Here is a 20,017-nt window from a genome sequence, read left to right as displayed (position 1 = left end):
AACGGGATACGCAGATGACCACACGTTCGTCCTCTAAAGCGCGCTACCGGCTTAGCTTGACTTGGCGTGTTATCGCGCTGAGCAGTCTATTACTGCTAGCGCTTGTGGCACTCTTTATCTGGTTAGGCCAATACCATCTCACGCAACAGTTAGAAAGTAGTCGGATGGAAAGCCATGAGCGGCAGCAGCGTGAGATAAGCTTGGCGATGCAACGCTCATCGGATAACTTACGTCAGTTGGCGGGCTTAACCGCTGCGGCGCCGGAGCTTGGAAGCGCGCTACAAGAGAATAACCAGGATGAGCTAGCTGAGGTGCTCAGAGCACAGTGGCCTTCTCTGCAATTAGAAGCGGGGATTGATGAAATCTTTGTTTTTAATACTCAAGGAACAAGAGTGGGTTACTCAGGTACCAACGACCCGCTCATTGATCTGCCCATTCAAGGCTGGATAGGTAGTGTACTGACCACAGAGTCCCCCATTACCACATTACGTTGCACTAGGACGTGCCAGCAGTTTGCTGCGGTTCCCGTTCTTATGGAAGGCGCTAGCATTGGAATGGTGGTGTTATCGCGCTCGCTTGCGGATGTTACGCGACAAGCTAAAGAAGTCTCCAATAGCGAAATAGCACTGATGGTGACAGGGCGTATTACTGGCTCTCCTCCCCCCGAGGCGCTTCTACTGGAAGACTGGAACAGCCATATTCTAGCGCTTACAAACCGTGACCAGACACTCTCTTTACTTCAACGAGCATCTCAAGACGTCGTTCTGAATCAATTGGTTCACATGCCTTTTAGCCTTGAGTACATGAACCGGTATTTTGAATTAAGTGCCGTGTATATGGAGGAAGACGCCGACTGGCGCAGCACTGGGTATTTCCTGCTTATTTCCGATATCACTCCTCAGATCACCGCTATTCGTACAGCAACGAAGACACTACTTGTAGTGGGCTTAGTTGGCTGGTTAGCTGCCGAGCTATTACTGTTGATTATCCTATTGGGCCCAATGGCTCGACTACGGCGAGTCGCCGGCCTATTGCCTGCGCTGGCGAGTGGTGAGTTTCGTCGTGTAAGAGATAAACTACCATTGCCTCGGCGGCATTTTTCTAACGAAATTGATAGGCTGGAAGATTCAACCCGTGAGCTTTCCCACCAGCTAGAAGCACTGGAACAGAGTGTCCAAGAACATAGCGGACAGCTAGCCGAACGCGTTGATGAGCTAGCCAAAGAGCGTGATTTTGTTAATAGCCTACTCGACGCTGCACAGGTCTTTATTGTTGTTCAAAATAGTACAGGGCGTATCCAACTGATTAATGGCTACACGCTAGAAAGGTTAGGGCTAAAAGACGCAGATGTCATTGGGCGCCATTTCTCTGACATCTTTGATCAAAATGCTCACTTGGCATTGCCTAGTAACAATGCGGATGAAGCCAACAGCGAAAGTAATGCTAATGGCAGCACCGTGACTCATCCCAGTGCTTCCAACCAGGAAGAAAAGACATTTCAAACTCAGGATAGACGCTCTTTTACCGTCGTTTGGTACCACGCTTTTTTGGCGAACAGTAACAACCACGATGCCTCGAAGATATCCGTTGGGCTAGACATCACCGAACGTAAAGCTGCTGAGGCACGTTTAACGTGGCTTGCGGAACATGATCCATTAACGGAACTCTATAATCGTCGCTATTTCCAAGATGCCTTGAAGCGCGCTATCGCTAATCAAGCCAAAGGCGCTGTTCTACTACTAGACCTAGACCAGTTTAAAGAGATCAATGAACTCAGTGGCCACCATGTAGGCGACCGTCTATTACGAGAAGTTGCTGATACGCTTTTTTTAAATCTCAGTCAGCGAAGCATTATTGCCCGCCTCGGTGGTGATGAATTTGCCCTGCTACTGGAAGATATTAGCAGCGAACAAGCGATCAACGTGGCGGAGTATATTTCTCAGTTGCTTGACGGTCTTGGCTTTACAGCTGCTGGACGAAAGCACCATGTTTCCGCCAGCATTGGTATTGCGCTGTTCCCTGTTAATGGGCAGACACCGGCTGACCTGTTAGCTAGCGCCGATATGGCCATGTATAAAGCAAAAGAGAGTGGTAATCAGCATTGGTACCTTCTCAAGCAGGCGGAAAATGCTAAAGATGAGCTTCAAGAACGCGTCTATTGGGTAGAACGGCTACACAAAGCACTAGAAAACGACGAATTTGAACTGTGGGCGCAGCCCATTGTGCGGCTGAAGGATCGCGATATTAAGCATTACGAAGTACTGCTACGTATGCGCAATGACGATGGAAGCTTAGTCTCTCCGGCACAGTTTATACCTATTGCAGAACAAAGCGGTTTAATTGTTCAAGTTGACCGCTGGGTGCTGCGCCATAGCTTAGCAGCACTGGCAACGCTACAAAAAGAGGGCTTGTCGTTGGCTGTAAATTTATCAGGCCAGTCTTTACATGATTTAGGTTTAAAACAGTTTCTGGCAGATCAATTAAAAACCAGTGGTGCTGATCCCCATCATCTCATTTTAGAGGTAACAGAGACCGCTGCTATCACAGATTTCTCAACAGCGCGCAACGTGCTGCAAACCGTGAGGGATTTAGGTTGCCGAACAGCACTCGATGACTTTGGGATTGGTTTTAGCAGCTTTCACTATCTTAGTCAGCTCCCTGTGGACTATATTAAAATCGACGGCTCTTTTATTCGCAGCTTACTTATCGATACGGATAGCCACACGCTTGTCAAAGCGATTGCCGATATAGCAAGAGGCTTCGGTAAGCAGACTATTGCTGAATTTGTAGATCAAGAAGCACTGATACCTGTTCTTCTTTCATATGGCATTCAGTATGGACAGGGCTATCATCTAGGGAAACCTGAAAAAATTCGACTTTGGTAAGTGCCGCACTCAGAAGGAAGCAACAGATGCTAGCAGGGAAATCCACCCAAGAGAGTGAGTTTGACGATAAAAGCAACCATAAGGGAATGATTGACAAATTTATCGATGAATATCATTTTTTTATTGCTAACACCGACGACCAAAAACGGCGCGCCTTTCGACTACGACATGATGTTTTCTTAAAAGAGTTCAACTATGAGATGCATGAAGATGAGGCACGTTTGTACGAGTCCGATGAGTACGATAATTACTCGATTCATTGCCTTATAGAACACAAACGTAGTGGCATTCTTGCAGGGTGCGTACGATTAGTCATGCCCTTTTCCAGTAACACTAACCCTCCTGATCATTTGCCTGTTCAAAACCAAGGGAAGCAGCTACTAAACCATCCTACATTAACGCCATTTAAGCTACCGACCCTTGAAACGTGTGAAGTATCACGGTTAGCCATTTCTAAAAATTTCAGAACGCGAAAATCCAGCACCCCAGAAGAAATAGCAGGTAAAGAAGTCGTTTTATTTTCACAAGATGAGGCAAAGACATTTTCACTCGTCGCCCTGGGTCTTTTTTTATGCACCTACTCTATCGTTGGTTTAACTAATCGACGACATGTTTTTGCAATGATGGAACCTCGTCTTCCCCGTTTATTGGCGATATCAGGTTTTCAGTTTACCAAAGTGAGTGAGCCGATTGTGTATCACGGTACTCGCCATGCTTACTACATCGACTATCATGTGGCGAAACAAGAGATGAGTGAGCGTCTGATCCCGTTATACGAATATATCGTAAAAACATTAAAGCCTCAGATCGCTCACACATTTATCTCTTAACGCATTTTTAAAATCCGGCTTGTTCAACGATTTAAGAAAGCGCCGTTTGCCGAAAATCATGAACTGAAATGCTGGCGAATTTTTCTAGAAAAAACACCAGTGTTTCAGGATACTGAAAGTAGCGTTCAAATGTCTCTTGCCCGTTTTTACCACGCCGCGTCACTTTGGCATGATATTGACTGCCTACCTTAGTAACGTTAACGCTATTTTCTTGTTCACCTTCGTAATGAACAGCAGATAAAGGCGAAGCGCTATCAAGCATTTTTGCAAGTTGCTTTGCAGCATCTGCCTCTACAGGCGTTGCCCATAGTGGCTGATCACGTTTTCCATAGTGAAACAGCACTATGACCAGCATTACGGAGAAGATACTGCTTGTTAGCATCCACGTAAGTGCAATGCTGGAAACGGGGAGGATGAAGATCACCAGCATCTGACCTACTGCCATGACTGCCAGCACCATGGCTAAGGGCTGCCACATACGGGGGTTCATAAACCCACGTTTGAGTACGTAGCCCCACAGCCCTATCACGGCGAGTACTCCCAACGCGAGGTGAGCCACAGCAAACGGAGTTCCCCCGCCTGAGAAAATGGCCATTAGCCCGATAAGTGGAAACAGGCTGTAAAAAGCTGCTAGCAGGTAATAAGCGCGCTGAAGATTCATCAATAGCTCCTTTTATTGTTATCGGCACTACTTTTGGCATGCAACCAGTATAGATGAACGCAATTATCGTGCAGCGCAAGAAACCTGCTCTTTTAAACGCCTTACCACATGGTGATGAGCTGCTTCACGCTCAGCTCGTTCGTTACTTCATTTCAAAACCACGCTTAACTAAAAAGTCACGCATGTGGGGACGCAGTTTTGAATCGAAGAGCGGCGTTAGATTATGCGACCAGTCAGTCGTTTTGTTACCCGTGCTGCGTGTTTGGTAGTAAGCCTGCATAGTGCTGTCAAACGCTTCGACTTGCTCAGTATCTTCACGGTAAGTATCTTCCTTGAGAATAGCCTCTACCGGTAGACGCGGCTTAACCTCAGGGTCATGGGCCGGATAGCCAAGGCACATACCAAACACCGGATAAACATGGTCAGGCAAATGCAAAAGTTCGCTGATCGCCTGAGGATTATTGCGAATACCACCGATATAACAAATGCCAAGCCCTTCAGACTCGGCGGCCACTGCAACGTTTTGTGCCACTAGAGCAGTATCAACAGTGGCGACCAATAGCTGTTCTGTCATACCTCGTTCAACGTTGGCACCTGTCCGCTCAGACGCCTCTGTCGGGCGCTTCATATCCGCACAAAACACTAAAAAAACCGCGCTACTTGCGACATAGCCTTGACCACCGGCGTATTCAGCGATTTTTTCGCGATTCGCTGAGTCAGTGACATTAATAATGGTGTAGGCCTGCACATGGCTTGATGTGGCAGCGGCCTGGCCCGCTTTGATGAGCTCTAACAGCAGCCCACGCGAAATCTTCTGATCGGTAAATTTGCGGATGGAGCGGTGGGATTGAAGCAGTTTGATAACATCATTCATTTCGTCTCGCCTCTTAATACTTGATATAACGGATATGACAACTAAAGTGCCCTGGTTCCATGCGTTTACTCCTGAATTCAGACTTAACGCATGCTATTGATCGCAAGCTATACTAAATGAAGCCATTGGGTCCCCCCTAAGATAAATAACGCCGCTAGGAAGCCGATAATGTCTAACATCCCTCTGACACCGCAAGGGCAGGAATGGAACGCCAGCCACTACGCGGAACACGCCAATTTTGTTCCCACGTTGGGAAGCGATGTAATGAAGCTTTTAGCGCCACAGCCCGGACAGCGCATCCTGGACCTTGGCTGTGGTGATGGCGCGCTCACCGAGCGTATTATGCAATTAGGTGCCGATGTACTGGGTGTCGATGCCTCCGCAGAGATGGTCGCCGCCGCCCAACAGCGCGGAGTCACCGCTAGGGTTGTCGATGGGCACCAGTTACCCTTTGACCAAGAATTTGATGCGGTCTTCAGCAACGCGGCGTTGCACTGGATGCTGGACCCGCAAACGGTATTGGCCGGCATAAAACGCGCACTAAAACCCGGCGGACGTTTTGTTGCAGAGTTTGGGGGGCATGGCAACGTGGCCGCTATTTGTACTGCGCTTATTGCCTCGCTGCAGTTTCGCGGTATTAGCTCACGTGGCCGTCATCCTTGGTACTTTCCCACCCCGGAAGAGTACACAAACCTACTTCAAACGGCGGGCTTTCATGTCGATTCAATTGAGCTAATCCCTCGCCCCACACCACTACCCACGGGTATTGCTGGCTGGCTCGAAACCTTTGCAAGCCCGTTTTTGCACGGATTAGATGAGGACCTGCAGGTAGCCATTATTGATAATACGATTAACCTACTCTCTCACAGTCTAAGTGATGGGCAAGGCAACTGGACCGCCGACTACGTCAGACTGCGGGTCTCTGCCCACGTGTGATAGCCTCGACGCCCAGTGGTTCTCACGCGAAAACCCCACCGTTAGTCAACGGTGGGGTTATTGATAACAACTCGCTACGCAGCAGTATCTTTCAGAGTTGCCATATCAATCACAAAGCGATAGCGCACGTCACCTTTCTCCATACGCTCAAAGCCCTCATTGATGTTGTTAATATCCAGCATCTCAATATCGCAAGTGATGTTCTGCTCTGCACAAAGCTTGAGCAGCTCTTCCGTTTCAGCGATACCACCAATCAGCGAACCAGCTACCACGCGACGCTTAAACACCAAATTGAATGCTTCAATAGCAGGCTCAATCGGTTCTAACAGGCCAACAATAATATGCGTACCGTCATATTTCAGAGAAGTAAGGTAGGGGTTTAGGTCGTGCTGAACAGGAACGGTATCCAGCATGAAATCGAACGTTTCTGCAACAGCCTCCATTTGCGCCTGGTCACTGGATACCACTACGTGATCCGCACCATTGCGCTTTGCTTCTGCTACCTTGGCATCCGAGCGAGTAAAGACGGTGACTTCCGCACCCAGTGCTTTGGCCAATTTCACGCCCATATGACCGAGGCCGCCCATGCCTATCACGCCTACTTTGTGACCTTTACCAACGCCATGATGTTTGAGCGGTGAATACGTCGTAATTCCCGCACAGAGAATAGGTGCCGCGGAGGCTAAATCAATGCCCTCTGGCATTTGCAGCACAAAATGCTCACTCACCACGATGGCATCTGAATAGCCGCCTTGGGTTAGCGTGCCGTCTTGGCGGTCAGGGCTGCCGTAGGTCATCGTAAACCCTTCCAGGCAGTATTGTTCCACGCCATCTTTACAAGCAGAACATGTGCGGCAAGAGTCGACCATGCAACCTACGCCGACTAAATCACCCGCCTTAAAACGTGTCACGTCACCACCAACAGCGGTTACACGGCCGACAATCTCATGGCCAGGTACCACAGGGTATTGACTCATGCCCCAGTCATCTCGGGCAAAGTGTAGGTCACTGTGACAAACACCACAGTAAAGAATTTCAATGGCAACATCATCTGGACGGGGCTCACGTCGATCAAAGGTGAATGGCGCGAGTGGTTTATCAGCAGAAAAGGCAGCATAAGATTTTGCTTGGCTCATGGAAACTCCTTAACAAGTATTCTGCAAAACGAGAAAGTGTTCCCATTATTCGCTGCTAAGCACCAGATAGCGATGAACGAAGCTACGTATTTTTTGCTCATTCCTCCATCAGAACGCAACAAAATAACAAAAAACCTCAAAAAAACATCATAATTGTCGTTTAGCTCTAATATGCACTCAGATTAGGAGTTTCTATGGTGGCCAACACCGAACTCGTCGGCAACGCACTCGCTGATTTGATCTCACCGCTAGTAACGGGGGATGGGCTAAGCGTGTCCCGGTTGCCCAGAGTGGGGCTACTTTGCCTTGGGCGGCGTCAAGAACGAACCCCGTTGATGTACGAACCTAGTCTGATCATCATCGCCCAAGGCCGCAAAATAGGCTATTTAGGCGATCGTGAGATTCATTACAATCCTGGCCACTATCTTGTACAAACCCTGCCGCTACCCTTTGAGTGTGAAACTCACGGCTCGCCGGAGGCACCTTTGCTAGGTATATCGGTGAAGCTAGACCCAGCGTTACTGAGTGAGATGGTCACCGCTATGGGCGATATGAGCCATTCACACCTGGCTCCTAAGCCGATGGCGTCAGTGGCGATGAATGACGGCATGCAAGCCGCGGTGTTGCGCTTGGCAAATGCATTACACGACGAAGTCGAGTGCATTGCCATGGGCGAAGCTAGGATACGAGAGGTGGTGTTTGAAGCGTTAAAAGGCGAGCAAGGCCGCGCCTTACGCGCACTGGTTAAAGGCCACGGTCACTATTCACGTATTGTGCAGGTACTATCGCAGTTGCATGCCCATTTTGCTGAGGACTTTACTGTCGACCAGTTAGCCCAGCAGGCCAATATGAGCATATCGACGTTTCACCAGCACTTTAAGCAGATTACACGTTCGTCACCCGCACAGTATTTAAAAAGACTGCGCCTACTTAAGGCGCAGCAACTGTTGTTGCAAGATAGCCACAATGTGAACCAAGCGGCACAAGCGGTCGGTTATCGCAGCGTGCCTCAATTTAGCAGAGACTATAAGCGCTACTTTGGCGCATCACCGCTGCAGCATAGGCGCCAGGAACAGGCCCTACGTGCTTAACCATACCCACTACCTCCTCCACCTCGCTTGGATATTTTTCAGGACAGGTTTACTTGGCAAAAATTTGGCCCTGATCTTTAAACGCTTTAAATTCCAAGGCATTACCACAGGGGTCGAGTAAGAACATAGTGGCTTGCTCCCCTACTTCGCCTTTAAAGCGAACGTATGGCTCAATCACGAAATCGGTATTCCGCGCTTTTAAGCGCTCGGCTAAGGCTTCCCACTCATCCCATTCTAAAATCACGCCAAAGTGCGGCACCGGTACATTATGGCCATCGACCGGGTTAGTGTGAGCACTCTGCTGGCCGGGTGTTTTCGGATGTTCGTGAATCACCAACTGATGGCCGAAGAAATTAAAGTCGACCCAGTGATCGCTAGAGCGCCCTTCTTCCAGGCCAAAAACGTCGTTATAAAATGCTCTGGCTAGGGCGACATCGTAAACAGGGATGGCGAGATGAAAAGGGGAAAGACTCATGGTTATCTCCTGTTGCAGCGCTTTTGTTCGTTGCGTTATTTGCAATGGTCAGCCGCATTACACGGCCACTGTGTAGCCATCCTAGATCGCGCTATGCAAAAATAAAATCAATTGTTTTTTGACCCATTCACAAATATTTTTTATGAGTTTTCTTATGACAGTTCTTATGACAGTTCTTATGACAGAAACAACGAATGATACGAGAACTTAAAACGCTAGTAGCCGTCGCACAGCACGGTACTTTTGCGGCGGCAGGCCTCCAGGTTGGCCTCACCCAAGCCGCGGTAAGTGCTCAAATGAAGCGTCTGGAAGAGGCCCTGGGCATTGCGCTATTTGAACGCAGCGGTCGAACTGCGGTGCTTACTCAGCGGGGCGAAGAGACGTTACTTCAGGCCCAAACACTACTAGGGTTATATGCCACGCTAGGCGCTTCACCATTAGGCCAAGGGCTTGGCAGCCGTGTCACTATTGGTGCTATTGCCTCTATTCAGCGTACTGTATTGCCAGATATTGTAGCGCGCTTTCATCAGCAATTTTCCGAGTGTCGCACCCGTATCGTGCCAGGTCTTTCCATGGACTTAATGAACCAGGTAGATGCAGGCGAGCTGGATATGGCTGTTATTATTCGGCCGCCTTTTTCACTGCATAGCGATTTACGCTGGACGCCCATTGCCCACGAGCCGTTTCGCTTGCTTGTCCCGCAGGAGTTACCTGGTGATTGCTGGCGGGAGCTGCTAACCCACTCCCCTTTTGTTCGCTACGACCGCGCTTCTTTCGGTGGACGCCAAGTAGACCGCTTTTTAAGGGACAACCACTGCCAAGTTCGCGACCTGTGTGAGCTGGACGAGCTTGAAGCCATTGTGAAGCTGGTGGGTAACGCCGTGGGCGTTGCTTTAGTACCGCAGCCAATAGCGCTAAAACGCTGGCCCCAAACAGTTCGAGCCATCTCGTTAGAAGAGCATACGTTTCATCGAGATATTGGGTTAGTGCATCGCGCTGTTGGCCATCTAAGCGAACCTGCCCGTGCGTTTGCCCAGCTTCTAGCTGAATCATCACAGCAACTCTAAACTGCCAACGTGCAGCTGCCATTGATAAGGAGATATAGCCCATGAACCCCGAAGACCTTGAGAAGCTGGTAACGCGTACCATGCCCTTTGGCAAATACGAAGGCTGGCTTATTGCCGATTTGCCTGGTCCCTATTTGAACTGGTTTGCTCGGGAAGGGTTTCCAAAAGGAGAAATTGGTCAACTCCTGCATTTAATGCATGAAATTGACCACAATGGTTTGAGCGACTTGCTCAACCCGCTGCGCAAAAAATGAATTTTCTCAAAACTGATTTCTCCTCAAAACTGATTTCTTTTCAAAACTGATTTCTTTTTAAAACTAAGAACGACACCATTCGTTAATGGCTTGCCCACGTTCGGCATAGTAAAACGCTTCTTGCTGGGATGGCGCTGCAGGAAAACGTCCTAATTCCACGGCAAGCTCAAAAAAGCCTGCCGCTGGAAGCCCTTTGCCACTCCGGCTAATCACAAGCGTTGCAATAAAAGGCTTTCCTGCGGCGGCGTCTTCTTTCATTAGCTGTTCAAGTGCCTGTGCGATACGTTGAATAGTCTTAGGTGGCGAAAGGCCTAGCGCATTCGCCGCTTGCTGATAGGTTATCGGTAAAGCACTGCTCGGGGTCGTCGCCAGTAACTCTCGCAAGGGTGGTGCTAATGCAGTCGCTAATGTCATGCTTGCTCTAATCTCTCAAATTGTAAAAGGCTCAAGTTGTAAAAACTCATGTCGTAAAAACTGACGTCCATTTGCGTTACAGCGAATACTTGCGTTACTGCTAACAGCAGCATAGTAGGGTGTCTTAGACAACTCGTCTAACGAAGACAGATGGTCTAGCGCAACCTATGCTAAGTAAGTCAACATCGTATTCAAAATGAGGGAAGATCTATGGCAAAGGAGCGCTCAGCACGTTCGCGTAGAGGAGGAGTTTGGCCAACGCTGCTGGCCTGGCTCAGTGTCATTGCACTGATAGCATCAGCCCTGCTAATGGCTGGAGCAGGGCCAGCCTATCGTTGGGAGTTGATTAGCCTGGGCGACGCCTTCAGCCTGATGCGCAATGGTGTCTATGCAGCAACCGCAGCCGTGGCAATCAGCATCTTGCTACTGCTCATCAGCGCCTTTACCCGCCGCATGGGCGCTGGCGTAGCGGCTATCTTCGTCATTGTTGCAACCGCTGCCTTATTATATTTGCCTTGGCAACAATGGCAGCGTGCACAGCAGGCACCGGCCATTCATGACATAACCACCGACACCCAAAACCCACCGGACTTTGTCGCGTTAAGAGACGCCCGAGAGGCGGCGCCTAATGCAGTTGATTACCCTGGAGAAGCCACCGCGCGTCAGCAACAAATGGCTTATCCTAATGTGCAGCCTTTACAAGTAACTGCGCCTAAAGCGACCGTTCTAGCAGCAGCTCAGGCAGAAGTAGAAGCGTCCGGCTGGCAGATCGCCGCGATAACAGAGAGTACTATCGAAGCGACCGCCACAACCCGCTGGTTTGGCTTTGAAGATGACGTCATCATTCGTCTTACTGAGCAACAAAACGACGTGCAGGTGGACATGCGCTCAGCCTCCCGGATGGGAACCAGCGATGTCGGCACCAACGCACTGCGTATCGAAACCTTCCTGGATAATCTAGGTAAGCGACTAGAATAACGGTCTTATCTGATGCGGCTTTCAGCTATTGACCGCTTTAACGATAGAGAGCCAGTTTCAGTGCACTTCTTTCAACACATTTCTTTCAGTGCATTTGGTTAGTACGCGCGGCAGCTTCTCTGCTCAGAATTTGCTGCGCATCTAGCGAGCCAATCGCCACCTCTACATTTTTGGGAATATCACCGCTAAGCTGTAGCGCTTGGTAACGTAGCGCGCAGACACGCAAAAATGAGGTGAAATTGCCAAGATCGTGGCCAGCATCAATCGACTCATGATAAAGCCGCGTAATCAGTTGAGCCGTGTTCATCCCATCCCGTTGAGCCATCTCTTCCAGAAGGTGCCAGAAGTAGTTTTCCATGCGAACACTGGTCACCATGCCATCAATGCGCAGCGAGTGTGTGGCGCTGCGCCATAGCTCAGGGTCGGCATCAATAAACAGTTTGCACATCGTTATGCTCTCTCTGCTATCAAGCTCGCTGCTACAAGCTCTGCTATAGAGTAAATTGCCTGCTCTTCAGCATAGCGGCTAACAGAAAACGCGCCCAACCGCGTTGAACTCAATATAGCTGGGCGCGGTAGCCTGTCAGCAGTGCTACTTATCCAATAGCGCCATAAACTGGGCAAGCCAAGCAGGATGAGCGGGCCATGCAGGTGCAGTGACCAAGTTGCCATCCGTTACTGCTTCCGTGACCTCCAGGTTTGCGAAGTGGCCACCGGCAAGTTCCACTTCTGGCTGGCAAGCCGGATAAGCGGAACACTGCTTGCCTTCAAGCACCTTAGCGGCAGCCAGTAGCTGGGCGCCATGACAGATAGCAGCGACCGGCTTCTGGGTTTCAAAAAAGTGCTTCACCATCGCCAGTACGTCCTGGTTTAAGCGCAGGTATTCCGGTGCACGGCCACCAGGAACCACCAAGGCGTCGTAGTCAGCGGGATTAACTTTGGCAAAATCAGCGTTCAGAGCGAAACGATGGCCGGGCTTTTCAGTGTACGTTTGGTCACCTTCAAAATCATGAATTGCCGTTGCCACGGTATCACCGGCTACTTTATCGGGACACACCGCGTCGACTTGATGGCCAACCGCCATTAGCGACTGGAAAGGCACCATCGTTTCGTAATCTTCAGTGAAATCACCGGTAATCATTAGAATTCGTTTGTTGCTCATCTCACTTCTCCTTGTCGTTATTGGTCGAGGCACAGAGCACACGAATGGTGTGTTAGGTGAGAGTAGCAAGCGCGGCTACGCAGCGGGTAGTAAGCCGCTACTACATGTAAATTCGGCGACGACGAAAGATAATAGGTCGCCCGCCTCTAATCGGCTCTTTTGGGGGAAGTATGCTAGCCTTACGAGCCACACGCGACATAAAGGAACTGAATGCTCACTATCTCAAATAACGTGACGATAGCGGACTGGGAAATCGATATTAGTCAGATCAGAGCGCAAGGCTCGGGTGGCCAAAACGTCAATAAAGTCGCCTCTGCGGTGCATTTACGTTTCGATATTCAAAGCTCTACACTACCGCCGATTTATAAAGAGCGTTTAATGGCGCTGTCTGATCAGCGTATTAGTAAAGAGGGCGTGGTGATTATCAAAGCGCAAAGCTATCGCACCCTGGAATTGAACAAAGAGGACGCTCTTGCACGCTTAAAAGCACTGATTCAAAGTGCTGGCAAACAGCAGAAAACGCGGCGGCCAACTAAGCCCACCAAAGGCTCACAGCGACGCCGTGTGGACCACAAAACTCGTAAAGGCAAAACGAAGTCACTGCGTGGTAAAGTGCCACTCTCATAAGACGTGAACTGAATTTATGCTATGCACTGTCCATAAGAAGTGAACAGAGTAAGTAATTCTCGCCTAGCGCCGTTTTCTCACCACTGCATTGAGCTTAGCCATCATGTCCAGCGACTCATCCACTACACTCTGCGCTGCTCGTCCGCTGTCGCCCTGCATTCAGGTATGCAACATTGATCCAGCCTCTTCATTGTGCCGAGGCTGCGGCCGAACGCTAGATGAAATTGCCTGCTGGGGAAGTATGACCGAGGCCGAGAAGACCCCGGTATGGGAGCGACTTGAGCAAACAGGCTATGTCGACACATTACGCAGAGAAGAGCGCTAGCCCTCTGCTGTATGCCGGCCACTCAGAATGTGATGAAGTTCGCCACACGCCACCATTGGATCATCGCAGTTAATCACGATTTTTGATTCTGCCAATACATAGCTACGGCCAGTCGTGGTGTTCTCCACCACTTGATAAGCGCCTTCTTGATGCGTGCCGGTGAAGGTGCCAATAAACCCCGTTTCACGTAGTGATACGGTTTCTAACTTATCACCGATTGTCAGCCGACCTTCATAATTCATCAGCGCCAACCGCGCTGAGGTGCCCGTGCCAGTGGTGCTACGACAAATAACACCAGGATGTACATACGTTGTTGAACGCGAGCGAATATAGCCTTCAGCTACTTTCTCTTCCGGCCCCATAAAATGTAAAAACGGCAATGGCCCTACATCTCCCAGGGTGTAATGGGAAAAGCCGCGCTGCGCTTGGATCGCCTCAACAATTTTATAAGCACAAGCGGCAAGCGCCTGCTCCTCACTGCGTACTAGCTTGAAGCCTAACTCTTCAGCATCTACCAAGGCATAAAAGCCACCGCTGTAAGCGACTGAGTAGGTAATTGCTCCAAGTTCCGGAACTTGAATCGTGTCGCGATAGGTGTCGATATAGCTTGGCAGGCCTTCACAGGTAACATACTCTACTACCCCATTGCTCACCTTTGCTTCAATTTGCACCAAGCCTGCGGGTGCCTCCAGTTTAAAGCGTTGAATCCCCTCTTTCTTGGGGACAAGACCGCTTTCCAACACAGCAGTGGCTGTACACAGCGTGTTAGAACCCGAATAAATCGGGTAGCCCATGACTTCCATAATGATATAGCCCGCGACGGCGTCTGGATGCGAGGAAGGCACCAACAGATCTACCGACATCTCCGGAATACCATACGGCTCTTCTAGCAGCAGCCGCCGCAAACCATCGGCATCATCACGCAGAAATTCCATTTGTTGGCGTACCGTGGCACCAGGAAGTACGTCGATACCCCCCGTCACAATTCGGCTAACATCACCACCGGCATGAGTATCCATCAGTTGAATCGTATGCAGATTCTTCATTAACATTGCTCCTAGGCGGTGGTGAGGGCAAACGGTGCACCATGGGTTTCCCACTGCGCATCAGGAACAATAACTATTTTTCCCAGGTAGTTACTGCCACGGTTTACAAAGTAACGCTCAGCGTTATGTAGATCTGATAGTTTAAAGGCCGCGTGCAGTACTGGTTTTAGCGCCCCACTACGAATCCACTCGATCAGTTGTTCAGCCTCTTCGCGAGTGCCATGGGAAACACCAAAAATCTGCACTTGGTACAAGTAGACGCGAGTCCACATAATCTCGCTGATATTGCCACCACTTGCACCTGCAATGGAAAGCCGCGGATAACTGCTACGGCCTTGCATATCAACAATCATGGTATCGATAAACAGATCGGTCATCTGGCCACCGACCAAGTCCATCACTGCATCAATCGGCTTACCATCGGTGGTCGCCAATACACGCTCAACAAATGTCGATAAATCACCCCGATCGATGACTACTTCTGCACCCAACGCCAGAAGCGCATCGGCTTTATCCGGCTGGCTGACAGCGTAAGGAATAGCGCCCACGATCCGACAAAGCTGAATTAACGCCGTTCCAACACCGCCACTGGCGCCTGTCACTAGCACACGTTCACCCGCGCTAATGTTGGCAGACGTCATCATGTGATAAGCCGTCTGATACGAGCACATCCCCATCGCAGCAAGCTCTGCATCGTGCAGTTCAGGGTTGGGAACATGATGAAACTGATCGGCTGGTACTACGACAAAGTCAGCATAGCCACCATCAGCCCCGTGGCCATAATAATCTGGCGTCAGATTGATATCGCGACGCTCATCAGCATAAATATTAAAATCGAGCAGGCCTCGTTCTCCAACACGAGCAGCATCCACGCCCTCGCCTACTGCCACCACGCGTCCAGCAATATCAGCCCCTTGAATACGAGGAAACGTCAGTGTGGGCGAGCCTCCCATCGCAAACGATGTGACCTCCTCTTTCCCTTTCGTAGGGTAAAGTCCTTCACGCGCTTTTCGGTCAGTATTATTTTTGGCCGTTGCCGTTACCTGAACCAGCACTTGCCCCGCCCCTGGTTTAGGGGTAATAACATCCTGCCGATACTGCAATTTATCTACATCACCATGGCCTGTTAACAACATGGCAGACATCGTTTTCGGTACTTGAGGTACAGCTTCGGCCATAAATTTCTCCCCTGTGAAACGTTGGATGAACCTAGCTGACAATAACAAACTTTTGCTATTACTAAAGAGTTAAAAACAAAAACGGCGTCAACGGATATAAACCATTGACGCCGTTAATGTTTATTAATAGTTACTAGCTAAAAACAGGCACACCAATAACTAATGTATGCAGATAAAGTGCGAATAAAACATACGCTATCAAGCCAATAACGACGGTGGCTATTGTTGCGGGAGCCGAGGTTGGCACTGGGTTAACGGGCTGCAGGCGATCACGCTTTTTGGCTGCCTTAAAGGCCAGAATAGCCCACACCAAAAATGCTGCGAAAAAGATGATATCGCCAAGTCGTCCATTAGCCAATAAGTGTGAAAATGCCCAAATTTTTACGGCCAACATCATCGGATGACCAAGCTTCGCTTTGATAGCATTACGCGGCACATAGGCTGCCACCAGCATAATAAAGGCAGGCACCATCAGTAGTGCTACCGCATGGCGTAAGCCCATGGGGGGAAACCAAACGTAGATAGGGTCTAGGCGCATTTGGCCAAAACCGTAAATAGCAATTGCCAGTCCAATCACTGACACTACGGAGTACGCTATCTTCCAGGTGTTTTCGCCGTGTTTAACAATCTGTCGCTGACGCCAGTCTTCAGCAAAGATACGCACAGAATGGCTGCCAAGAAAAATCAGCAGGCCAATAATCATGATCGTCATAAAAGTGGCTCTCAGGTTATTTGCAGGTCATTGGTCGACTGCGAGGATGCCACACTAGCGCTCAAATCACATGGCGAACTATCAACTTTTCGCCGATGGCGACCATCTGGCTCAGTTTAAAACCAGCTCGGTTTAAAACCAGTTTTTTCGTTTAAATAGCCAGATTAAACTACCACCGATACCCAGCATGGCTCCCCAAACAAAAAAGTACCCATACTGATAGCGCAGCTCTGGCATATACTCAAAGTTCATGCCGTAAATACCGGCAATAAACGTCAGCGGCACAAATATGGCAGTAATCACCGTTAATACCCGCATGGTGATATTTAGCTGGTGAGAGGAAATCGAGATGTAACCATCAATGAGATCACCGCAAATGTCGTAATACATTTGTGTCAGTGTATATAGGCGCTCAAAGCGCTCCTCTACATCCGTGATGGCATGCAGCGTTTCACTTTCTCCGCGAGGCAGATGGGCATAGTCATAGGCTGTAAGCTCTTGGGTAATGCCTTTGTGGTAGCTAAAAACACGGCGCATCTTTACTAATCGTGAACGATAGGCGGTGATTTTCCGCATCAGCACATCGTTACCATCTTCCAAAAGCTCATCTTCTATATCGCTTAGCTCGCTCTCAAACTCCAGTAAGCTATCGATATAGAAGCCTGCCGAAGTGTACATAATTTTCAGTGCGACACGCTCGGGAGATAGCGCCAGCAGCGTTTTCCCGTGCTCATTAAAGAGTCGTTCAATACTAAGCGCCTCACCGGCGTGCAGCGTGATTAGAAAACGCTCTCCAATAAAGAGGCACACCTGCTGAGGCACAAAGTTTAGCTGAGCATCAAACGACGAAATACCTCGGTAAATAATCAGGGTATGGTGCTCAAACTCTTCAATTTTCGGCGGATGGCGCTCTTTGTGGGCATCTTGAATTGCCATTGGATGACAATCAAAACGCTCCAATAGCTGGCGTTCGCGCTCCTCAGGCTCACCTTTCATGTCTATCCATAGGTGGCTGCCGGGCATTGCTTGCCAGTCATCGATTAGGCGTTCATCGCCTTCGCGCACATCGCCTTCTGACGTCGTTAGTAGGCTGCGAATCATGATCGTCCCTGTTAAGTTGGCTCACGGCTTAACGTTACGGCCTAACGCTTCGTCGATTAGGCAGATATGCCATTGTAACGCTGACGACAATAGACGCCAGCAACGCCCCTAGAAAAGGCCCCAACGTTGGGATACTGCCTGGAAAGGTAGCCGCCATGATGCCAGCTGCGATGCTTCCCTGGCTTAGCCACCCCGGCAGTATTGCCCCTACTAACCCAGCGATACCGCCACCAATCGCCGCCATTGGCGTCATGCGTTGCCATAGGCCGAGCAGCACAGGCACCACGATGGCAGCGCAAAGTAGGTCTGCTATCAAAAAGAGTCGCAGCACTGACAGTCCTTGCAGGGCAATAAATATCACCGGCACCATCATTGCGACCGTTATCCAACGTGCGGTCGTTAAAGATGCTGCATCTCGTTCACCGCCACGCCCAACTATCAGAGACGCTATACCGTTTTGCAGCGTATCGACACTTGAGGTCACTAGCGTGACTGCCAACACCAATGCAGGTAATGCCACCCAGGCAGGCGCATCTGTTAACAGCGCAAAGAAAGGAATAGGTGGTTCTCCCAAAGCAACACCGCTCATGGCGGCCATGATGCCGACACCGCCGATCACCATCACAACCAGTACGGTCAGACCGCCGCCTAGCCAAGCGCCACGACCTAAGCTCTGGTCATCCTGGGCAGCCCATACACGCTGCCAATAGCCCTGGTGAAAAAGATTGGCGGCAGTCACCGCAATCACGAGCGTCAGGGCAACACTGAGCGCACTTGCAATAGGAATAGAGGGCATGACTGCGTCATTCGGCATGGTTGGTAGCCGCCAAATCGCAACGCTACCTACGGCTAATAACAGGGCTAGTAAAAGCCATGCCTGCCAGCGATCCGTTGCGAGACTTGCGCGCAACCCACCAATCACCGTATACACCAAGGTAGTGAGCGCAACGCCAATAATCACTAGTGCAGGTGGTACATCGGAAAGTAGCGCGGTAATAGCACCTATCGCCGTCAGTTCCGCTGCTAAAAAACAGCCCATGTAGGCTACGGATACCAGTAGCACCCAATGACGCACCCCCTTGCCGTAACAAGCGTGGGCGAATTCGGCGATGCTTCTGCCTTCTGGCAATGCACGACGAATTTTTGGTCCGTACAACCCCAACACGATAAACGGCAGCGCAGAGCCAATGGCATAGCCTGCCAACGCTAACGGACCAACAAAGGCACCAATTTCAGGCGGGGCAAACAGTATCCAGGCGCCCATTCCCGAAGCTAAAAAGGAGAATCCAAGTGTGGAAGCGGTTTGCGAGTTTCGTGCCGTGACATAGTCATCAAGCGACCCCTGCACATGACGTGCACGCAGACCCAGAAAAGCAAAACAGAATAGCGCCGCACCAAGTACGGCTGACGTTAGGTAAGGCATGTCGCACTTCCTCCGCCGGTATGAACCGGATCAGGTTCCAGGGTCTGCGCAGTGCGCATTCTCAGCCCAACAGCTGCGGGCTCCCCTGGCGACAGTGAATGGAGACGCTATCCTCGGTGAAAGCGGCTCGTTAGTAAAGGCTGGGCGTTAGTAAAATCTCTCCGTGAGTCACGCCTAGATGTGCGTCTTTATCCTGCTAACGCGGTATGCGTCCCATCAAATAAAACTCCTCATTGGGGGGCGTACCCGTCATGGTCACTAACCGATTCGACATGCCGAAAAAAGCAGCAATGGCGCCAATATCCCAACAGTCCTCTAGCGTAAAGCCTACTTTCTCTAATGTTGTTTGCCACGCGGCAGAGAACTCCCCAACCTCAATCCCGCAGTGCAATGCAAAGTCCAGCATTACTCGATGGCGTTCGCTTAGCCCTGCCGCCAGATGATTAATAGCGACATTGTCAGCGACTAAAGGGTCTTTACTATAAATTCTCAATAGCGCGCCATGGGCAACAACACAATAGAGGCAACGATTGCGAGCACTGGTAGCCACAACAATCATCTCTTTCTCAGCTTTAGTCAGCGTGTCGGATTCACGCTCCATCAAAGCATCGTGATAAGCAAAAAAAGCGCGGAACTCCTCAGGGCGATGCGCCAGCATTAAGAATACATTGGGCACGAATCCCGCCTTGCTTTGCACTTTTAATATTGCATCGCGAATATCGTCAGGCAGTTCATCCAGCGTTTCTGGTACACGGAAACGGCTAAGTCGATTAGTCATCGTTACACCTCACTTCCTGATTGAGCTTTAAATTTTTGTTTTGATTAAACAATTATGTTGTTGG

Annotated in this window: 22 protein-coding genes and 1 riboswitch; of the genes, 9 read left to right on the top strand and 13 right to left on the bottom strand. The window is 49.9% G+C overall.

What is annotated here, in order from left to right; translation table 11 throughout:
• Window positions 1-14: 14 nt before the first annotated feature.
• Together JFC11_RS06635 and JFC11_RS06630 are read left to right on the top strand one after the other, a co-directional pair.
• On the top strand, window positions 15-2,885 hold the full coding sequence (locus JFC11_RS06635) for a bifunctional diguanylate cyclase/phosphodiesterase (protein ID WP_038477204.1): 2,871 nt from the start codon (window positions 15-17) through the stop codon (window positions 2,883-2,885).
• A 26-nt stretch (window positions 2,886-2,911) separates the two neighbouring features.
• Complete coding sequence (locus tag JFC11_RS06630; protein ID WP_120386551.1) at window positions 2,912-3,715, top strand: PEP-CTERM/exosortase system-associated acyltransferase; 804 nt, start codon at window positions 2,912-2,914, stop codon at window positions 3,713-3,715.
• 31 nt (window positions 3,716-3,746) lie between these two features.
• Here the strand turns inward: JFC11_RS06630 and JFC11_RS06625 are convergent, their stop codons facing one another.
• Together JFC11_RS06625 and nfsA are read right to left on the bottom strand one after the other, a co-directional pair.
• Window positions 3,747-4,376, bottom strand: a complete 630-nt coding sequence (locus JFC11_RS06625) for a hypothetical protein (RefSeq protein WP_198349028.1) — start codon at window positions 4,374-4,376, stop codon at window positions 3,747-3,749.
• A 142-nt stretch (window positions 4,377-4,518) separates the two neighbouring features.
• On the bottom strand, window positions 4,519-5,250 hold the full coding sequence (nfsA, locus tag JFC11_RS06620; RefSeq protein ID WP_038477210.1) for an oxygen-insensitive NADPH nitroreductase: 732 nt from the start codon (window positions 5,248-5,250) through the stop codon (window positions 4,519-4,521).
• Window positions 5,251-5,418: 168 nt separating this feature from the next.
• Here nfsA and JFC11_RS06615 point away from each other — a divergent pair, with 168 nt between their 5' ends.
• Window positions 5,419-6,186 (top strand): class I SAM-dependent methyltransferase, encoded by a 768-nt coding sequence (locus JFC11_RS06615; protein ID WP_038477213.1) that lies wholly within the window; start codon window positions 5,419-5,421, stop codon window positions 6,184-6,186.
• Window positions 6,187-6,260: 74 nt separating this feature from the next.
• On the opposite strand, the gene JFC11_RS06610 is transcribed toward JFC11_RS06615, so the two are convergent.
• Complete coding sequence (locus JFC11_RS06610; protein WP_198349027.1) at window positions 6,261-7,322, bottom strand: NAD(P)-dependent alcohol dehydrogenase; 1,062 nt, start codon at window positions 7,320-7,322, stop codon at window positions 6,261-6,263.
• A 194-nt stretch (window positions 7,323-7,516) separates the two neighbouring features.
• Between JFC11_RS06610 and JFC11_RS06605 the strand changes: the two genes are divergently transcribed.
• The gene (locus JFC11_RS06605; protein WP_038477221.1) at window positions 7,517-8,413 is read left to right on the top strand and encodes an AraC family transcriptional regulator; all 897 of its coding nucleotides are present in this window, start codon (window positions 7,517-7,519) and stop codon (window positions 8,411-8,413) included.
• Window positions 8,414-8,462: 49 nt separating this feature from the next.
• Here JFC11_RS06605 and JFC11_RS06600 read toward each other — a convergent pair whose 3' ends face one another.
• The gene (locus JFC11_RS06600; protein WP_095603891.1) at window positions 8,463-8,888 is read right to left on the bottom strand and encodes a VOC family protein; all 426 of its coding nucleotides are present in this window, start codon (window positions 8,886-8,888) and stop codon (window positions 8,463-8,465) included.
• Window positions 8,889-9,082: 194 nt separating this feature from the next.
• On the opposite strand from JFC11_RS06600, the gene JFC11_RS06595 reads away from it, so the two are divergent.
• Together JFC11_RS06595 and JFC11_RS06590 are read left to right on the top strand one after the other, a co-directional pair.
• Window positions 9,083-9,955 carry a LysR family transcriptional regulator gene (locus tag JFC11_RS06595; protein WP_198349026.1) on the top strand — a complete coding sequence of 291 codons (873 nt, stop codon included), beginning with the start codon at window positions 9,083-9,085 and terminating at the stop codon, window positions 9,953-9,955.
• Window positions 9,956-9,996: 41 nt separating this feature from the next.
• Window positions 9,997-10,209: a DUF3820 family protein gene (locus JFC11_RS06590; RefSeq protein ID WP_198349025.1), complete on the top strand. Its 213-nt coding sequence runs from the start codon at window positions 9,997-9,999 to the stop codon at window positions 10,207-10,209.
• A 63-nt stretch (window positions 10,210-10,272) separates the two neighbouring features.
• On the opposite strand, the gene JFC11_RS06585 is transcribed toward JFC11_RS06590, so the two are convergent.
• The gene (locus JFC11_RS06585; RefSeq protein ID WP_198349024.1) at window positions 10,273-10,623 is read right to left on the bottom strand and encodes a hypothetical protein; all 351 of its coding nucleotides are present in this window, start codon (window positions 10,621-10,623) and stop codon (window positions 10,273-10,275) included.
• A 210-nt stretch (window positions 10,624-10,833) separates the two neighbouring features.
• Between JFC11_RS06585 and JFC11_RS06580 the strand changes: the two genes are divergently transcribed.
• The gene (locus JFC11_RS06580; protein ID WP_198349023.1) at window positions 10,834-11,601 is read left to right on the top strand and encodes a DUF1499 domain-containing protein; all 768 of its coding nucleotides are present in this window, start codon (window positions 10,834-10,836) and stop codon (window positions 11,599-11,601) included.
• Window positions 11,602-11,686: 85 nt separating this feature from the next.
• On the opposite strand, the gene JFC11_RS06575 is transcribed toward JFC11_RS06580, so the two are convergent.
• Both JFC11_RS06575 and JFC11_RS06570 read right to left on the bottom strand, forming a co-directional pair.
• Window positions 11,687-12,049: a ribbon-helix-helix domain-containing protein gene (locus tag JFC11_RS06575; protein ID WP_038477238.1), complete on the bottom strand. Its 363-nt coding sequence runs from the start codon at window positions 12,047-12,049 to the stop codon at window positions 11,687-11,689.
• A gap of 144 nt (window positions 12,050-12,193) precedes the next feature.
• Window positions 12,194-12,763: a DJ-1/PfpI family protein gene (locus JFC11_RS06570; RefSeq protein ID WP_038477241.1), complete on the bottom strand. Its 570-nt coding sequence runs from the start codon at window positions 12,761-12,763 to the stop codon at window positions 12,194-12,196.
• 210 nt (window positions 12,764-12,973) lie between these two features.
• Here JFC11_RS06570 and arfB point away from each other — a divergent pair, with 210 nt between their 5' ends.
• On the top strand, window positions 12,974-13,390 hold the full coding sequence (gene arfB, locus JFC11_RS06565; protein WP_038477244.1) for an alternative ribosome rescue aminoacyl-tRNA hydrolase ArfB: 417 nt from the start codon (window positions 12,974-12,976) through the stop codon (window positions 13,388-13,390).
• A 103-nt stretch (window positions 13,391-13,493) separates the two neighbouring features.
• Window positions 13,494-13,715: a DUF1289 domain-containing protein gene (locus tag JFC11_RS06560; protein WP_120386543.1), complete on the top strand. Its 222-nt coding sequence runs from the start codon at window positions 13,494-13,496 to the stop codon at window positions 13,713-13,715.
• Here JFC11_RS06560 and JFC11_RS06555 read toward each other — a convergent pair.
• The 6 genes from JFC11_RS06555 to JFC11_RS06530 all read right to left on the bottom strand — a co-directional run bounded on the left by JFC11_RS06555 (window position 13,712) and on the right by JFC11_RS06530 (window position 19,953).
• Entirely contained in the window at window positions 13,712-14,761 is a 1,050-nt protein-coding gene (locus tag JFC11_RS06555) for a proline racemase family protein (RefSeq protein WP_198349022.1), read from the bottom strand. The genes JFC11_RS06560 and JFC11_RS06555 overlap by 4 nt on opposite strands.
• Window positions 14,762-14,772: 11 nt before the next feature.
• Entirely contained in the window at window positions 14,773-15,939 is a 1,167-nt protein-coding gene (locus JFC11_RS06550; protein WP_038477250.1) for an alcohol dehydrogenase catalytic domain-containing protein, read from the bottom strand.
• Window positions 15,940-16,072: 133 nt separating this feature from the next.
• Window positions 16,073-16,651: an NnrU family protein gene (locus JFC11_RS06545; RefSeq protein ID WP_095603899.1), complete on the bottom strand. Its 579-nt coding sequence runs from the start codon at window positions 16,649-16,651 to the stop codon at window positions 16,073-16,075.
• Window positions 16,652-16,783: 132 nt separating this feature from the next.
• Window positions 16,784-17,752, bottom strand: a complete 969-nt coding sequence (corA, locus tag JFC11_RS06540) for a magnesium/cobalt transporter CorA (RefSeq protein WP_038477255.1) — start codon at window positions 17,750-17,752, stop codon at window positions 16,784-16,786.
• A gap of 34 nt (window positions 17,753-17,786) precedes the next feature.
• Window positions 17,787-19,175 carry an SLC5/6 family protein gene (locus JFC11_RS06535; RefSeq protein WP_198349021.1) on the bottom strand — a complete coding sequence of 463 codons (1,389 nt, stop codon included), beginning with the start codon at window positions 19,173-19,175 and terminating at the stop codon, window positions 17,787-17,789.
• A riboswitch (TPP riboswitch) is annotated at window positions 19,165-19,272 on the bottom strand. (Overlaps the previous gene by 11 nt.)
• Before the next feature lie 99 nt (window positions 19,273-19,371).
• Complete coding sequence (locus JFC11_RS06530; RefSeq protein WP_198349020.1) at window positions 19,372-19,953, bottom strand: peroxidase-related enzyme; 582 nt, start codon at window positions 19,951-19,953, stop codon at window positions 19,372-19,374.
• Between the last annotated feature and the right edge of the window lie 64 nt (window positions 19,954-20,017).

The sequence above is a fragment of the Vreelandella alkaliphila genome (genome assembly GCF_016107625.1).
Classification (GTDB): domain Bacteria; phylum Pseudomonadota; class Gammaproteobacteria; order Pseudomonadales; family Halomonadaceae; genus Vreelandella; species Vreelandella alkaliphila.
The sequence above is the reverse complement of the archived record's forward strand: the minus strand, read 5'-3'. Positions and strand labels throughout refer to the sequence as shown.

Excerpts from the sequence above, each read along its gene's own strand:
- JFC11_RS06635 (WP_038477204.1), top strand. The coding sequence starts at position 15 with ATGACCACACGTTCGTCCTCTAAAGCGCGCTACCGGCTTAGCTTGACT.
- JFC11_RS06630 (WP_120386551.1), top strand. The coding sequence starts at position 2,912 with ATGCTAGCAGGGAAATCCACCCAAGAGAGTGAGTTTGACGATAAAAGC.
- JFC11_RS06625 (WP_198349028.1), bottom strand. The coding sequence starts at position 4,376 with ATGAATCTTCAGCGCGCTTATTACCTGCTAGCAGCTTTTTACAGCCTG.
- nfsA (WP_038477210.1), bottom strand. The coding sequence starts at position 5,250 with ATGAATGATGTTATCAAACTGCTTCAATCCCACCGCTCCATCCGCAAA.
- JFC11_RS06615 (WP_038477213.1), top strand. The coding sequence starts at position 5,419 with ATGTCTAACATCCCTCTGACACCGCAAGGGCAGGAATGGAACGCCAGC.
- JFC11_RS06610 (WP_198349027.1), bottom strand. The coding sequence starts at position 7,322 with ATGAGCCAAGCAAAATCTTATGCTGCCTTTTCTGCTGATAAACCACTC.
- JFC11_RS06605 (WP_038477221.1), top strand. The coding sequence starts at position 7,517 with ATGGTGGCCAACACCGAACTCGTCGGCAACGCACTCGCTGATTTGATC.
- JFC11_RS06600 (WP_095603891.1), bottom strand. The coding sequence starts at position 8,888 with ATGAGTCTTTCCCCTTTTCATCTCGCCATCCCTGTTTACGATGTCGCC.
- JFC11_RS06595 (WP_198349026.1), top strand. The coding sequence starts at position 9,083 with ATGATACGAGAACTTAAAACGCTAGTAGCCGTCGCACAGCACGGTACT.
- JFC11_RS06590 (WP_198349025.1), top strand. The coding sequence starts at position 9,997 with ATGAACCCCGAAGACCTTGAGAAGCTGGTAACGCGTACCATGCCCTTT.
- JFC11_RS06585 (WP_198349024.1), bottom strand. The coding sequence starts at position 10,623 with ATGACATTAGCGACTGCATTAGCACCACCCTTGCGAGAGTTACTGGCG.
- JFC11_RS06580 (WP_198349023.1), top strand. The coding sequence starts at position 10,834 with ATGGCAAAGGAGCGCTCAGCACGTTCGCGTAGAGGAGGAGTTTGGCCA.
- JFC11_RS06575 (WP_038477238.1), bottom strand. The coding sequence starts at position 12,049 with ATGTGCAAACTGTTTATTGATGCCGACCCTGAGCTATGGCGCAGCGCC.
- JFC11_RS06570 (WP_038477241.1), bottom strand. The coding sequence starts at position 12,763 with ATGAGCAACAAACGAATTCTAATGATTACCGGTGATTTCACTGAAGAT.
- arfB (WP_038477244.1), top strand. The coding sequence starts at position 12,974 with ATGCTCACTATCTCAAATAACGTGACGATAGCGGACTGGGAAATCGAT.
- JFC11_RS06560 (WP_120386543.1), top strand. The coding sequence starts at position 13,494 with ATGTCCAGCGACTCATCCACTACACTCTGCGCTGCTCGTCCGCTGTCG.
- JFC11_RS06555 (WP_198349022.1), bottom strand. The coding sequence starts at position 14,761 with ATGAAGAATCTGCATACGATTCAACTGATGGATACTCATGCCGGTGGT.
- JFC11_RS06550 (WP_038477250.1), bottom strand. The coding sequence starts at position 15,939 with ATGGCCGAAGCTGTACCTCAAGTACCGAAAACGATGTCTGCCATGTTG.
- JFC11_RS06545 (WP_095603899.1), bottom strand. The coding sequence starts at position 16,651 with ATGACGATCATGATTATTGGCCTGCTGATTTTTCTTGGCAGCCATTCT.
- corA (WP_038477255.1), bottom strand. The coding sequence starts at position 17,752 with ATGATTCGCAGCCTACTAACGACGTCAGAAGGCGATGTGCGCGAAGGC.
- JFC11_RS06535 (WP_198349021.1), bottom strand. The coding sequence starts at position 19,175 with ATGCCTTACCTAACGTCAGCCGTACTTGGTGCGGCGCTATTCTGTTTT.
- JFC11_RS06530 (WP_198349020.1), bottom strand. The coding sequence starts at position 19,953 with ATGACTAATCGACTTAGCCGTTTCCGTGTACCAGAAACGCTGGATGAA.